Origin of the sequence: uncultured Brevundimonas sp. (assembly GCF_937870815.1) — a bacterium.
In the GTDB taxonomy this organism is placed as follows: Bacteria; Pseudomonadota; Alphaproteobacteria; order Caulobacterales; family Caulobacteraceae; genus Brevundimonas.
Genome location: NZ_CALMZS010000020.1, coordinates 1 through 12,014, shown reverse-complemented (window position 1 = coordinate 12,014; position 12,014 = coordinate 1). Strand labels below are relative to the sequence as shown.

14 protein-coding genes, 1 tRNA gene and 1 pseudogene are annotated in these 12,014 nt (G+C 67.6%); 5 read left to right on the top strand and 11 right to left on the bottom strand.

Features of this window, described 5'->3' with window-relative positions:
• The 4 genes from Q0588_RS01505 to rimP form a co-directional block, all read right to left on the bottom strand.
• A partial coding sequence (locus Q0588_RS01505) for a translation initiation factor IF-2 associated domain-containing protein (RefSeq protein WP_298743109.1) occupies nt 1–731 on the bottom strand: 731 nt, incomplete at its 3' end.
• 82 nt (nt 732–813) lie between these two features.
• Nucleotides 814–1,482 carry an RNA-binding protein gene (locus Q0588_RS01500; protein ID WP_298743107.1) on the bottom strand — a complete coding sequence of 223 codons (669 nt, stop codon included), beginning with the start codon at nt 1,480–1,482 and terminating at the stop codon, nt 814–816.
• 18 nt (nt 1,483–1,500) lie between these two features.
• Nucleotides 1,501–3,243 carry a transcription termination factor NusA gene (nusA, locus tag Q0588_RS01495; RefSeq protein ID WP_298743105.1) on the bottom strand — a complete coding sequence of 581 codons (1,743 nt, stop codon included), beginning with the start codon at nt 3,241–3,243 and terminating at the stop codon, nt 1,501–1,503.
• A gap of 3 nt (nt 3,244–3,246) precedes the next feature.
• The gene (rimP, locus tag Q0588_RS01490) at nt 3,247–3,786 is read right to left on the bottom strand and encodes a ribosome maturation factor RimP (RefSeq protein ID WP_298743104.1); all 540 of its coding nucleotides are present in this window, start codon (nt 3,784–3,786) and stop codon (nt 3,247–3,249) included.
• Nucleotides 3,787–3,979: 193 nt separating this feature from the next.
• On the opposite strand from rimP, the gene Q0588_RS01485 reads away from it, so the two are divergent.
• Complete coding sequence (locus Q0588_RS01485) at nt 3,980–4,531, top strand: hypothetical protein (RefSeq protein ID WP_298743103.1); 552 nt, start codon at nt 3,980–3,982, stop codon at nt 4,529–4,531.
• A 10-nt stretch (nt 4,532–4,541) separates the two neighbouring features.
• On the opposite strand, the gene Q0588_RS01480 is transcribed toward Q0588_RS01485, so the two are convergent.
• The 6 genes from Q0588_RS01480 to Q0588_RS01455 form a co-directional block, all read right to left on the bottom strand.
• Nucleotides 4,542–4,889: a hypothetical protein gene (locus tag Q0588_RS01480; RefSeq protein ID WP_298743102.1), complete on the bottom strand. Its 348-nt coding sequence runs from the start codon at nt 4,887–4,889 to the stop codon at nt 4,542–4,544.
• Nucleotides 4,886–5,173 (bottom strand): DUF6516 family protein, encoded by a 288-nt coding sequence (locus Q0588_RS01475; protein ID WP_298743100.1) that lies wholly within the window; start codon nt 5,171–5,173, stop codon nt 4,886–4,888. Before Q0588_RS01475 ends, Q0588_RS01480 begins: the two co-directional genes overlap by 4 nt.
• Nucleotides 5,174–5,203: 30 nt before the next feature.
• Nucleotides 5,204–5,902 (bottom strand): tRNA (guanosine(46)-N7)-methyltransferase TrmB, encoded by a 699-nt coding sequence (gene trmB, locus Q0588_RS01470; RefSeq protein ID WP_298743097.1) that lies wholly within the window; start codon nt 5,900–5,902, stop codon nt 5,204–5,206.
• 109 nt (nt 5,903–6,011) lie between these two features.
• On the bottom strand, nt 6,012–7,205 hold the full coding sequence (gene metK, locus Q0588_RS01465) for a methionine adenosyltransferase (RefSeq protein ID WP_298743096.1): 1,194 nt from the start codon (nt 7,203–7,205) through the stop codon (nt 6,012–6,014).
• A 145-nt stretch (nt 7,206–7,350) separates the two neighbouring features.
• Nucleotides 7,351–7,425 (bottom strand) — tRNA-Gly (locus tag Q0588_RS01460).
• A gap of 131 nt (nt 7,426–7,556) precedes the next feature.
• Entirely contained in the window at nt 7,557–8,339 is a 783-nt protein-coding gene (locus Q0588_RS01455; RefSeq protein WP_298743095.1) for an SDR family NAD(P)-dependent oxidoreductase, read from the bottom strand.
• Between the two features lie 54 nt (nt 8,340–8,393).
• On the opposite strand from Q0588_RS01455, the gene Q0588_RS01450 reads away from it, so the two are divergent.
• The gene (locus tag Q0588_RS01450; protein WP_298743093.1) at nt 8,394–8,789 is read left to right on the top strand and encodes a YkvA family protein; all 396 of its coding nucleotides are present in this window, start codon (nt 8,394–8,396) and stop codon (nt 8,787–8,789) included.
• A gap of 7 nt (nt 8,790–8,796) precedes the next feature.
• Here Q0588_RS01450 and mddA read toward each other — a convergent pair whose 3' ends face one another.
• Nucleotides 8,797–9,540 (bottom strand): methanethiol S-methyltransferase, encoded by a 744-nt coding sequence (gene mddA, locus Q0588_RS01445; RefSeq protein ID WP_298743091.1) that lies wholly within the window; start codon nt 9,538–9,540, stop codon nt 8,797–8,799.
• Between the two features lie 195 nt (nt 9,541–9,735).
• Here mddA and Q0588_RS01440 point away from each other — a divergent pair, with 195 nt between their 5' ends.
• The 3 genes and pseudogenes from Q0588_RS01440 to Q0588_RS01435 all read left to right on the top strand — a co-directional run bounded on the left by Q0588_RS01440 (nt 9,736) and on the right by Q0588_RS01435 (nt 11,374).
• A complete protein-coding gene (locus Q0588_RS01440) occupies nt 9,736–10,605 on the top strand; it encodes an isoaspartyl peptidase/L-asparaginase (RefSeq protein WP_298743089.1) in 870 nt (289 codons plus the stop codon).
• Nucleotides 10,606–10,734: 129 nt separating this feature from the next.
• Nucleotides 10,735–10,827: pseudogene (locus tag Q0588_RS15985) on the top strand (IS3 family transposase); the annotation flags it as partial.
• Between the two features lie 115 nt (nt 10,828–10,942).
• The gene (locus tag Q0588_RS01435) at nt 10,943–11,374 is read left to right on the top strand and encodes a PaaI family thioesterase (protein WP_298743088.1); all 432 of its coding nucleotides are present in this window, start codon (nt 10,943–10,945) and stop codon (nt 11,372–11,374) included.
• The last annotated feature ends 640 nt before the right edge of the window (nt 11,375–12,014 follow it).

Genomic DNA, 12,014 nt, shown 5'->3' with positions numbered 1-12,014 from the left:
TCGGATCGTCGGTCGAGTTCGGCGCTGCGCGTGCCCACAAGCATCGTCACTCCGCGCCGGCCCCCGGCGCACAGCATTGGAGGTTCTCTAGATTGCGCGGAGCGACCTGCAGGAACCGGGCCAATGCTGCCGGACCCGGTTCGACGCCGGGTCCGCCGGTTTGCGGACGTGGCAAACCAGCCCGGCCAGGACGAATGTCGGCTTTCCAACACAGGCCGCAGCATTCGATACATTTCCGCGGCTATGAAACGCGATCGCCTTCCATTCCGCGTGGCGAGAAATCGACAATGATCGCGCGTGATCAGGGATCCGGGCCAAGAATGCTGAAGCCCCGGTCGGCGAAACGTCGCGATGCCGCGGGCGTCGCGCTCGGCCTGCTGGCGGGTGGCCAGTTCGATGGCGCGGCGGCGCGCCTCCTGCTCGGAGGCGGACAGGCCGCCGGCCTCGCGCGGCGGCCCGGCCGGACGGGCCGCGGCCGGGGCCTCGGTCTTCGGACGGGCGACGTCGAAGCCCTGCGGGCGCTGGTGGCCCGGGGTCGCGCCGACCCGGCGCTTGGTCTCGACCACCACGGTCTTGGTGCGGCCGTGGCTGAAGCTCTGGCGCACGGTGCCGGTCGAAACCGATCCCGCCTGCCGGGGCTTCAGGCTCAGCGGCGCGCGCGGCCCCGTCTGGGACGGGGTCCCGGTCGGGGTCTGCTGGCCGTCGTTGGTCTTGTCGTTCTCGTCAGTCATCCGGTCGCTTTACTCGGGACGGCGGAATATCCGCCATCGTCTCGTTCAAACACAAAAAGTCGTGCGGCGCCCCGCCCCCCGCTCAGGGAGCAGAACCCCGCCCGTTCAAATCCTTGTCCGGGTCCTCAGCCGGCCTCGCACCCCACTCCGGGGGCAGAAGCGGTCGAAATCCCGCCAGTCGTTCGACCTCGAAGGTCCAGCGATCGGCCCGCCCGCCCTCAAGCAGGACGGCGTGTATCGCATTTTCCAGCCCGAGGGCCAAACTCAAATCGTCGGCGGTGAAAGCCCCGCAGACTTTCGGCGGCGGAGTCCGGTGTTTGGCCAGGGCCAGCAGCTTGCCGCGTCCGTCGGCGGACCCGTCCGCCGCCTCGATGATCCACGCGGCCTTGCCCGAACGGATCGCGGCGGCCGCCTTTTCGAACCCCGAGATAAGCACGCCCTCGCGCCGGGCAAGCCCCAGCTGGTCCAGACAGCGCCGGAACAGCAGGCTTTCGACCAGGTCGGGCAGGTCGGCGGCGGGCCTCAGGGGCGCCCTGGCCGCGCGCGCGAACAGGTTCTTCCTCACCGCCGCCTCGACCGAGGCGCGGTCGGCCGCGACCCACAGGCCGCGGCCCGGCAGCTTGCGGGCCAGATCGGGGGCGACCGTGCCGTCCGGGGCGGCGACGAAGCGGACCAGGCGAGATTCGTCCATGACCTGGTGCGTCACCAGGTCCCGGCGTTCCCTCTCAATCGTCGCGTCGCGCAACCCCATGAACGGCCCGGTCTCCCATCACGCGTTTTCGGGCTGTTCGGAGTCCCCGGCGGGGACTTCGTCTTCGTCGCCTTCCGGCGCCGTCTCTTCCTCACCCTCGGGCGCGGCGAAGACGGCCTCGGCGTCATACTCGCCCTCGCCCTCGTATTCCGGCTCCGGCTCCGGCTGCGGCAGTTCGGAGGCGTCGATCCAGCCGGCGGCGACGCGGGCCTGGAGGATCAGCATCTCGGCCTCTTCCTGGGCCAGGTTGAAGCTTTCCAGCACGCCCGGAAGCTTGACCCGCTCGCCGTTCTTCACCTCATAGCCGCCGCGGATCTCGTCGGTGGCCAGGTCGGCCAGGTCCTCGACGGTCTTGATCCCGCCCTCGCCGAGGGCGACGGCGATCGGCAGGGTGACGCCCGGAACCTCGAGCACGCCGTCCTCGACGCCCAGTTCCTTGCGCTTCGCATCGAGAATGGCCGCCTGCCGGTCGAGGAAGTCGCGGGCGCGGGCCTGCAGCTCCTCGGCGGTGTCCTCGTCGAAGCCCTCGATGTCGGAGATCTCGTAGGGCTCGACGAAGGCCAGATCCTCGACCGTGGCGAAGCCCTCGGTGACCAGCAGCTGGGCGATCACCTCGTCGACGTCCAGCGCCTCCTGGAACAGGGCGGTGCGTTCGGCGAACTCGCGCTGGCGGCGCTCGGAGTCCTGGGACTCGGTGATGATGTCGATCTGCCAGCCGGTCAGCTGCGAGGCGAGGCGGACGTTCTGGCCCCGCCGGCCGATGGCCAGCGACAGCTGTTCGTCGGGCACCACCACCTCGACGCGGTCGGCCTCCTCGTCCAGCACCACCTTCGACACCTCGGCCGGGGCGAGGGCGTTGACGATGAAGGTCGGCTCGTCGGCGTTCCACTGGATGATGTCGATCTTCTCGCCCTGCAGCTCGGCGACCACCGCCTGCACCCGCGAGCCGCGCATGCCGACGCAGGCGCCGACCGGGTCGATCGAGGAGTCGTTCGACAGCACGGCCATCTTGGCGCGCGAACCGGCGTCGCGGGCGGCGGCGCGGATCTCGATGACGCCGTCATAGACCTCGGGCACCTCCTGGGCGAACAGCTTGGCCATGAAGCCGGGATGCGAGCGCGACAGCATGACCTGCGGCCCCTTGGCCTCCGGCCGCACGTCGTAGATGTAGGTGCGGATGCGGTCGCCGATGTTGAACACCTCGCGCGGGATCGAGTCGTTGCGGCGCATGATGCCCTCGCCGCGGCCCAGGTCGACGATGGTGTTGCCGTATTCGACGCGCTTGACGGTGCCGTTGACGATCTCGCCGACACGGTCCTTGAACTCCTCGTACTGGTTGGCGCGCTCGGCGTCGCGGACCTTGCCCATGACCACCTGGCGGGCCATCTGGGTCTGCACCCGGCCGAACTCGAACGGCGGCAGCTCCTCGACATATTCCTTGCCGACATGGGCCTCCGGGTCGCGCTTCAGGGCGTCTTTCAGGCGCACCATGGCGCTGTCGTTGAACTCCTCCAGCTCGTCTTCCGGCCGCCAGTCGTCCTCGACCACGGTGACGTGGCGGGTCAGGCTCAGCTCGCCCGACCTGATGTCGATCCTGGCGCGGATGTCGTGGTGGGCGCCGTAGCGCGACTTGGCGCCCTTCTGGATCGCCTCCTCGATCGCCTCGACGACGACCTCCTTGTCGATGTTCTTCTCGCGCGCGACCGCGTCGGCGATCTGCAGCAGTTCGAGTCGGTTCGCGGAAACGCCGGCGACAGCCATGGTCTAGTCCTCGGTCTCAGTGTTGTCGTTACGGGCGGCGCGCTTCTCGGCGCCCGCCTTCATCAGTTCGTCAGTCAGCACCAGCTTGGCGTCGACCAGCCAGGCGAAGGGGATCAGGGCGGTGTCCGCCTCCCCCTCCAGGTCGATGGCGATGTTGTCGCCGTCGGTCCCGGCGATCGTTCCCTTGAAGCGTTTCCGCCCCTCGATCATGCGGTCCGTCTCCAGCCGCGCCTCATAGCCCTCGAACAGGTCGAAATCGGTCAGTCGGGTCAGCGGGCGGTCGACGCCCGGCGACGACACCTCCAGCAGGTATTCGCCGCTGATCGGGTCGGCGGCGTCCAGCACCTCCGACACGGCCCGGCTCAGCCGGGCGCATTCCTCGACGGCGATGTCGTGGTCGCCGGGCCGTTCGGCCATGATCTGCAGCCGCCGGCGCAGGGTGCCGCCCATCAGCCGCACGCGCACGATGTCGAGGCCCAGGCTTTCCGCCACGGGTTCGATCAGCTCCAGCAGAGCGCGGTCTTCGACGGTCTTGGCCTTCAAAGGCTTTGGTCCAAACAAAAAGCGGCGGGCCATCCGGGGCCGCCGCTTCAAACGGCGCCGTTGGACGCCGGTCTAACGATGTGAGGGGGCGTATAGGCGAAGGAGGCACCGTTGTCATCTTGAATCCGAACCAAGAAACTAAGTTGCTTATTTTCTATAAAGCTGCTTATCTAACTGGAGAAGGAGTTTGACCATGTTTGCAAAATACGTCGGCCTTACCGCTGAGGCGGCGCAAGCCATAGAAGCGAAACGGAAAAACATCGCGGAATCGGAGAGCGACATCATCGTTCGCGAACTCGGCATTGGCCTTGTTCAGGAAGTCGGAGATCCCACAGCGCGTCCAGCCAAACTCGATGTGGGCCAAGGAATAGCGCTGGCGATCGGAGAGACCATTCATCTCTTCCTTTCGAAGACGGACGCTCTGAGCGGTCGTCCCGTTGGTTCTGCGACCGTTACTCCAGACGGACTGCTGGTCGAGGGAGTGCTCTTTGGGAAGGACCGCGGCAGCTATGTCCAAAAACCGATGCAGTTCTATCAGCAACGCCATTCACATCTCGGGGCGGACGGAAAACTGGTGCCGCTCAGCGCGTACCGACAGTGGTACGCCTATCGAGATGGAAAGCTGCTGCCGCTGGAAGCCTTGAAGGACCCGTCGAAAACGAGACGCCGCCGCACGAGCGTTCAGATGAATGATCGGCTTTCAAAGCTCTCGGCAACCGAACTCTTGAAGGAACTGGGATTGTAGGGCTCGCGCCTCACATCGCCATCCGCGCTTCGATCGCGTCATACGGCGCGGTCAGGCCGCCGTCGCGTTCGATCAGGCCGGCGGCGGTCAGGGCCTCGACATCCTCGTGCACTCGCTTGTAGTCGCGGCCCAGGTCTCGGGCCAGGGCGGCCACGCTGGCGGCGGGATGGGCGTGCAACCGGCGCAACAGGGCGAAGCGTTTCGGCGTCAGCACCTTCAGCAGGGTCTCGTAATTCTCGAACACGAAATGATCCTGGGGCGCGACCGTCTCGCCGCGTTCCGCCCGCTCCCAGACGTCGGTGACGCGAGCGGCGATTTCGTCGAAGCCCTCGCCGACATGAAACTCACGCTTGGTCATAGATTGCGTCCCGTCTTTCTGATTTCCGCGGCGGAATCCGCGAGCAGGGCCTGGATGGATACGAAAGCGTAGGCCTTTTCCTCGTCCTGGATGTGGCAGTGATCGCCCTTGCCACGCTCGTTGTCGAACGCCACCAGACGAATGCCGGGATAGCCGTAGAACAGGCTATATTTGAACGGATGTCGGCTCGGCGGAATGGGTTCCAGAAGCCGCCACACCGTGATCTGCAAAATGGCTCCGTCCTCAAAGACCTCCTTGACCCGGATCAGTCGTTCTGCGGACATATGGCATTATACGCCATAGATGACGCCGCATCAACTCTCCCGCACGAACTCCAGGAAGATCGGCGCGGTGTCGCCCAGCTTCTTCTCTTCATAGCGGGTGACCACGTGGTCGGCCGGGGCCTCGCGCCAGTCGTCGGCCCGCTCCGCCGTCCATTCCAGTCCCGGCGTCCGCTCGAACCGCTCCAGCGCCCAGTCGGCATAGTCCTTCCAGTCGGTGACGAAGCGCAGCCGGCCGCCGGGCTTCAGCAGGCGGGCGATCTCCCGCGCCGTCTCGTCCTGCACCAGCCGCCGCTTGTTGTGCCGCGCCTTGGGCCAGGGGTCGGGGAACAGGATCATCACCCGGTCCAGACTGGCGTCGGGCAGGGCCGCCATCACCTCGCGGGCGTCGCCGGCGTGCAGGCGGACGTTCTTCAGCCCGCCCTCCTCGATGTGGCGCAGGGCCGAGCCGACGCCGTTCAGGAAGGGCTCGCAGCCGATCACCAGCGCGTCCGGGTGACGCGACGCCTGTTCGGCCAGATGCTCGCCGCCGCCGAAGCCGATCTCGAGCCAGACCGCCTTCGCGCCGGGCATGAGGGTCTGCGGGTCCAGCGGGCCGGCGGCCGGATCGGGCAGGGCGATGGAGGGCAGCAGGGTGTCGAACAGGGCCGCCTGACGCGGCTTGATGGCGCGCGACTTGATGCGGCCGAACGAGCGGAGCGGGCGGCGGGCGGGATCGTCGGGGGAGGCCATGGGGCGGGGCTCTAGAGGGACCAGATGCCAGGTTCGAGGGCCAGGAAGAAGGCTTGGTCCTTTTCCCTAAAACCTAGTCCCTAAAACCTGGTCCCTAAAACCTGGAACCTCAGACCAGCGCCTTCAGCCGCTCCGCCAGATCGGTCTTCTCCCACGAGAAGCCGCCGTCCGCGTCCGGCTGGCGGCCGAAATGGCCGTAGGCGGCGGTGCGGGCGTAGATCGGCCTGTTCAGCCCCAGGTGCTCGCGGATGGCGCGCGGCGTGGCCCCGCCGATCATCTTCGGCAGCTCGCGCTCCAGGATCTCCGCGTCGATCCGGCCGGTGCCGTGCAGGTCGACATGGACCGACAGCGGATGCGACACCCCGATGGCGTAGCTGATCTGGATGGTGCAGCGGTCGGCCAGGCCGGCGGCGACCACGTTCTTGGCCAGGTAGCGGGCCGCGTAGGCGGCCGAGCGGTCGACCTTGGTCGGATCCTTGCCCGAGAAGGCGCCGCCGCCGTGCGGGGCCGCGCCGCCATAGGTGTCGACGATGATCTTGCGCCCGGTCACCCCGGCGTCGCCATCGGGCCCGCCGATCTCGAACGAGCCGGTCGGATTGATGTGCCACTCGGTCTCGTTGGTGATGAAGCCATCCGGCAGGACCTCGCGGATGTAGGGCTTGACGATGGCGGCCACGTCGTCCGACGACAGGCCCGGCGCGTGCTGTGTGGACAGCACGATCGAGGTGGCCCGCACCGGCTTGCCGTTCTCATAGTACAGGGTCACCTGGCTCTTGGCGTCGGGCTCCAGCTTCGAGCCGCCGGCGTGACGCACCTCGGCCAGCCGCTTCAGGATGTTGTGGCTGTACTGCAGCGTCGCCGGCATCAGCTCCGGGGTCTCGTTCGAGGCGTAGCCGAACATGATCCCCTGGTCGCCGGCGCCCTCGTCCTTGTCGTTGGTGGCGTCGACCCCCTGGGCGATATGGGCCGACTGCGGGTGCAGGTGGTTCTCAAAGGTCAGCCTCTCCCAGTGGAAGCCGTCCTGCTCGTAGCCGATGTCGCGCACGACCCTGCGCACCGTGGCCTCGATCTCGTCCTTCACCCCGGGGGCCCAATTGCCCTCGACGTCCATGATCCCCCGGCCGCGGATCTCGCCGGCCAGGACGACCCGGTTGGTGGTGGTCAGGGTCTCGCACGCCACCCGCGCCTCGGGATCCCTGGACAGGAACAGGTCGACGACGGCGTCAGAAATCTGGTCGGCGACCTTGTCGGGATGTCCTTCGGACACGCTTTCGGAGGTGAACAGGAAGGACGAACGGGTCAAGGCGGACTCCTGGAGCGCAGGGAAGGTCGCCAGACATATAAAGATATGTTTATATGTTCAAGCCGCGAGGCGGCGTCATGTTGCGGGCCCGCGGCGCCAAAACAGAAAGGCCCGGTCGCAGACCGGGCCTTTTTGCTGTTCCGACTGGAGCGGGCGAGGCGATTCGAACGCCCGACCCTCACCTTGGCAAGGTGATGCTCTACCCCTGAGCTACGCCCGCGCTTCAGTCGAGGGCGGGCGTATAGCGGACAGTCGCGATCCCCTGCAAGCCCTTCGCGCCGAATTCCACGCCCGAACCGCGCTCAAGCAGCGAGCCGCCGCGCGGCGAGCGTTGGCGCACCCGAGCGCGCGTCAGCGCGGCGCCAGCCGGATGGCTCCGTCGAGCCTTATGCATTCGCCGTTGATGTAGACGTTGCGGGCCAGCTCCAGCACCAGCGAGGCGTAGTCGGCCGGCGTGCCGAGGCGGCTCGGAAAGGGGATGGCGGCGGCCAGGGCGTCCTGGATCTTCTGGTCCATGCCGGCCATCATCGGCGTCCACATGATGCCGGGCAGGATGGTGTTGCAGCGCACGCCTTCCTGGGCCAGGTCGCGGGCCACCGGCAGGGTCATGGCGTAGACCCCGCCCTTGGAGGCCGAATAGGCCGCCTGGCCGATCTGGCCGTCCTGGGCCGCCACCGAGGCGGTGTTGACGATCAGGCCGCGCTCGCCGTCGGCCATCGGCTCCAGCGCTGCCATCCCGGCCGCCGACTGCGACAGCACCCGGAAGGTGCCGAACAGATTGACCCGCACGGTGCGCTCGAAGGCGGCCATGTCGTGGGCGCGGATCTCGCCGGTGTCCTTCTTGCGCGAGACGGTCTTCTGGCCGGTGGCGATGCCGGCGCAGTTGACCGTCAGCCGCTCCTGGCCGTGGGCGGCGCGGGCCGTTTCAAAGCCGGCGGCCACGCTGGCGTCGTCGGTCACGTCGACCCTGCAGAAGACGCCGCCCAGCTGTTTGGCGATGATCTCGCCGCGTTCCTCGTTGAGGTCGAACAGGGCCACCTTCGCGCCGGTGGCGGCGATGGCCCGCGCCGTGCCCTCGCCGAGCCCCGAGGCGCCGCCGGTGACCACTGCGGCGATGCTGCTGTCGAGTTTCATGGCGCGAGCCCCTATGTTGTGTGAACCTTGAGAATGTCGCGGGGTTTAGCCGCCATGTCCGCCAAAGCCAAACCGGTCACGCCGGAAGAAGCCCTCGACCCGTCGCGCGCCCTCGTGCCGTCGGTGCAGCGGGTCAACGAGATGCGGGTGAGCAGGGGCTTCTGGCCCAAGATGCGGCGCACGGCGTCGCGGCTTCCTTTCGCGCGCGAGCTGGTCAGCGTCTGGTTCGCCGCCCGGGATCCCGAGACGCCGCCGGCGGCCAAGGGCGTCATGGCGGCCGGACTGGCCTATTTCGTCCTGCCCTTCGACGCGATCCCCGACGTCTTCGCCGGCATCGGCTTCACCGACGACGCCGCCGTCATCGGGGCCCTGATCGCCACCCTGGGCGCCAATATTCACAGGCGTCACCGCGAGGCGGCCGCGGCGGCCCTGCGCGCCTGGCGGAGCTGATCCCGCCTCAGCCCGGCCGACGGCCCCATAGCGGGGGAAGGGGCAGCAACATGCCGACCCGGGCCCGGTAGTCGCGATAGCGTTCGCCGAACACGTTGATCAGATCGTGCTCTTCCAGCTGGATGGCGATCAGGATGTAGGCGGTGGCGACGACCGCGAACATCAGATGTCCCACGCTCATCGCCGGAGCGGAGAAGAAGGCGATGATGAAGCCGAGGTAGATGGGGTGGCGCACGAGCCGGTAGAACAGGGGCGTCTGGAAGTCGGAGGGCGGGACTTCCCGCTTCCTGCGGTAGGCCCAGACCTGTCTCAGGCCGAACAGGTCGAAATGGTCGATCAGGAACGTCGACAGCAGCACCGTCGCCCATCCCAGCCAGAACAGACCCATGATCGCCGTCGACGCCGGCCCGGGAGGCGCGCTCCACACCGGCGCCGGCAGCGGGCGCCACTGCCAGAACAGCAGGATCAGCGCGAGGCTGGCCAGAAGGACGTAGGTGGAGCGTTCGACCGGCGGCGGCACGATCCGGGTCCACCAGGCCTTGAACGCCGGCCGCGCCATCACGCTGTGCTGGACCGCGAAGACGCCGAGCAGGACGAGATCGATCAGGATGGCCTGCGCCACGGGCCCGGCCGTCCCGGAATCGATGGTCTTGGGAACGGCGAATCCGCCGACGAAGCCAATGGCGTAGAGGAAGCTGGCGAAGAACACCGCATAGGCGGCGACTCCGTAGAGGACGGCCAGCGAGCGCATGTCGGTTTCCCTCCGGAGCGGACAAGGCTTCCGCTAGGGAAACATAACACCGTTGTCATATCGCCGGAAGCGCCCCCTTCCCGGTTCGGGACCGCGCAAAAATCGTCCAGGGGCGCGGCGGACCCCGTGGCGCCGCCGTTGCGGGGAGGCTAATCAGCCCCCGGCCCGTTTGAACGGGCCGGGAGACCAGCGCGAATGACGGCCCTCATCCTCCACGGCGGCGCGGGCGCCCGGCGCGGGCGCGACTACAGCGCCGAGATCGCCCACATGCGCGAGGTGGTGGAGGCGATGAAGGCGCGGCTCGGCGCCGGGGCCTCGGCCCTCGATGTGGCCGTCGAGGCGACCGTGAGGCTCGAGGATTCCGGCCTCTATGTCGCCGGGCGCGGGGCCAGCCCCAATCTGGCCGGGGCCTGGGAGCTGGACGCCAGCCTGATGGACGGCGACGGCCGCCGGCCCGGTGCCGTGGCGGCGCTGCAGGGGTTCCGCAATCCGATCCGGGCCGCGCGCGCGGTGCTGGACCACACCCCGCACGTCATGCTGGTCGGCGCGGGCGCGGCGGCCTTCTGCGCGGAACAGGAGCTGGAGCGGATCGGGGATCCCGGGGCCTGGTTCACCCGGGCCGGACAGGGCGAGGACAACCACCCGCCGGGAACGCTCGGCCACGGCACGGTCGGTTGCTGCGTGCTGGACCGCGACGGCCGGCTGGCCGCCGCCACCTCGACCGCCGGCGTGTTCGGCAAGATGCCGGGCCGCGTCGGCGACACGCCGATTCCCGGGGCGGGAAGCTGGGCGGACGGCCGCGTCGCCGTCTCGGCCACCGGCCAGGGCGAATATTTCATCCGCGTCGCCGCCTGCGCCCAGGTCGGCTGGCGGGTCGGCGCCGGTCAATCGTTGAGCGAGGCGGCGCGGGCGGTCATCGACGAGATCGGCGGGCTGGGCGGCGACGGCGGCCTGATCGCCCTCGACCGCGACGGGACCATCGCGGCGCCGTTCAACAGCCAGGGCATGAAGCGGGCCTGGCTGACCCCCGCCGGGGAGATCGGCGTCGAGGTGTTCGGGCGATGACCCCAGAGTTCTGTACTGCTGATTGGACCGTCCAAGGATTCTATTGTTGGAGGCCGGGCGCGGCTGACGCCGATCGAAGTGGGGAGTTCGAAGTGGTGTGGTCCCCACTTGCCCGTCCCCACTTGCCAAGTGTTCGACCACATCGAACGCTTCTACAATCCGACCCGCCGCCACTCGACCTTGGGCTATCTCAGCCCGATGGACTTCGAAAGGCAGTTGTAGCTTGACCAGGTGTCCACGCTGGAGTTGCTCGGTAAGGCCGCGTTCGGCATTCCCTTCCTCGCGCCGGGCGGCTGGGCGATCTGATCTTTAACACCATCGAGGGGAGGGCGGAGCATTGTCGATCTTTGACCAACTTGGACAACGGCCTCCTGCGGCCGAACTCCTCGACTGGCGGTTCGTCGACTTCGACGATTCCGAGAACCGCATCCGCGTCTCGTTCGACGGGCACCATCGCTTCACCAATCCGTCCGGATTCCTCCAGGGAGGCTTCCTCTGCGCAATGCTCGACGAGGCCATGGGGTGCGTGATCACGGCGTCGACCAGTGCGTCGCTCTTCCCCACCACCATCTCGCTGAGCGTCGACTTCATCAGGCCGGCTCGGCCCGGTAGAATCTTCGGCGAGGGGCGGATCACGTCCATGGGCAAGACGGTCGCGTTCATCGAAGGAAAGCTGTTCGATGAGCAGGATCGGCTCCTCGCCCGCAGCACCGCAAGCTCGAAGCTCGTACCGCTGGACCCCTCCTGGATCCGTCCCTCGCCCGCCTAGGACGACGGCGGCGAACCAACAATCCAAAGGAACTCCGCCATGACCGCGATACCCCGCTTCCAACTGTTCGAGTTCGAAGACTTCAGCTGGTTCGTACGCGTCCGGTCATGACCGCCTTCTGAGCCATGGGCGGTCGCGGTAGTTGACGCCCTGAAGTGGGGACATACACCACTTTCCGTAACAGAAGCAGGGACGTACACCACCTTCCCCACCAGATTGTAGACCCTTTCGCGCTCCGCTTGACACAAGAACAAACAAGGAACATTCCCGCCGCCAGAGATGGAACGGGGGCGCTTCAATGGCCAGACAGGCTCGGGTCGTGATCCCCGGAACGCCGCATCATGTCACGCAACGCGGCAATCGCCGACAGCCGACCTTCTTCGACGAGGGCGACTATCTGACCTATCTGCAACTGGCGGCCGAGGCGCGCCCTCATGCTGGAGGCGTTGGGCGCGAGCCTGTTTTGATGGCGCAAAGGGGTGTGTGTCCCCGCTTGCCTGTCCCCACTTGCCCGCTTGCCCGGGGAGAAAATCTACTCCGCCGCGATCGCTTCCGCGCCGCCGGCCAGGTTCCTCAGCACATAGGGCATCACCCCGCCGGCCTTGAAATAGTCCAGCTCGGTCTGGTTATCGATGCGGCA

What these genes read in the sequence shown, in the direction of transcription:
- nusA (WP_298743105.1), bottom strand. Translation starts at nt 3,243, where the DNA reads ATGGCTGTCGCCGGCGTTTCCGCGAACCGACTCGAACTGCTGCAGATC.
- Q0588_RS01455 (WP_298743095.1), bottom strand. Translation starts at nt 8,339, where the DNA reads ATGAAACTCGACAGCAGCATCGCCGCAGTGGTCACCGGCGGCGCCTCG.
- Q0588_RS01440 (WP_298743089.1), top strand. Translation starts at nt 9,736, where the DNA reads ATGACGGCCCTCATCCTCCACGGCGGCGCGGGCGCCCGGCGCGGGCGC.
- mddA (WP_298743091.1), bottom strand. Translation starts at nt 9,540, where the DNA reads ATGCGCTCGCTGGCCGTCCTCTACGGAGTCGCCGCCTATGCGGTGTTC.
- Q0588_RS01480 (WP_298743102.1), bottom strand. Translation starts at nt 4,889, where the DNA reads ATGACCAAGCGTGAGTTTCATGTCGGCGAGGGCTTCGACGAAATCGCC.
- Q0588_RS01485 (WP_298743103.1), top strand. Translation starts at nt 3,980, where the DNA reads ATGTTTGCAAAATACGTCGGCCTTACCGCTGAGGCGGCGCAAGCCATA.
- trmB (WP_298743097.1), bottom strand. Translation starts at nt 5,902, where the DNA reads ATGGCCTCCCCCGACGATCCCGCCCGCCGCCCGCTCCGCTCGTTCGGC.
- Q0588_RS01475 (WP_298743100.1), bottom strand. Translation starts at nt 5,173, where the DNA reads ATGTCCGCAGAACGACTGATCCGGGTCAAGGAGGTCTTTGAGGACGGA.
- Q0588_RS01500 (WP_298743107.1), bottom strand. Translation starts at nt 1,482, where the DNA reads ATGGGGTTGCGCGACGCGACGATTGAGAGGGAACGCCGGGACCTGGTG.
- Q0588_RS01450 (WP_298743093.1), top strand. Translation starts at nt 8,394, where the DNA reads ATGTCCGCCAAAGCCAAACCGGTCACGCCGGAAGAAGCCCTCGACCCG.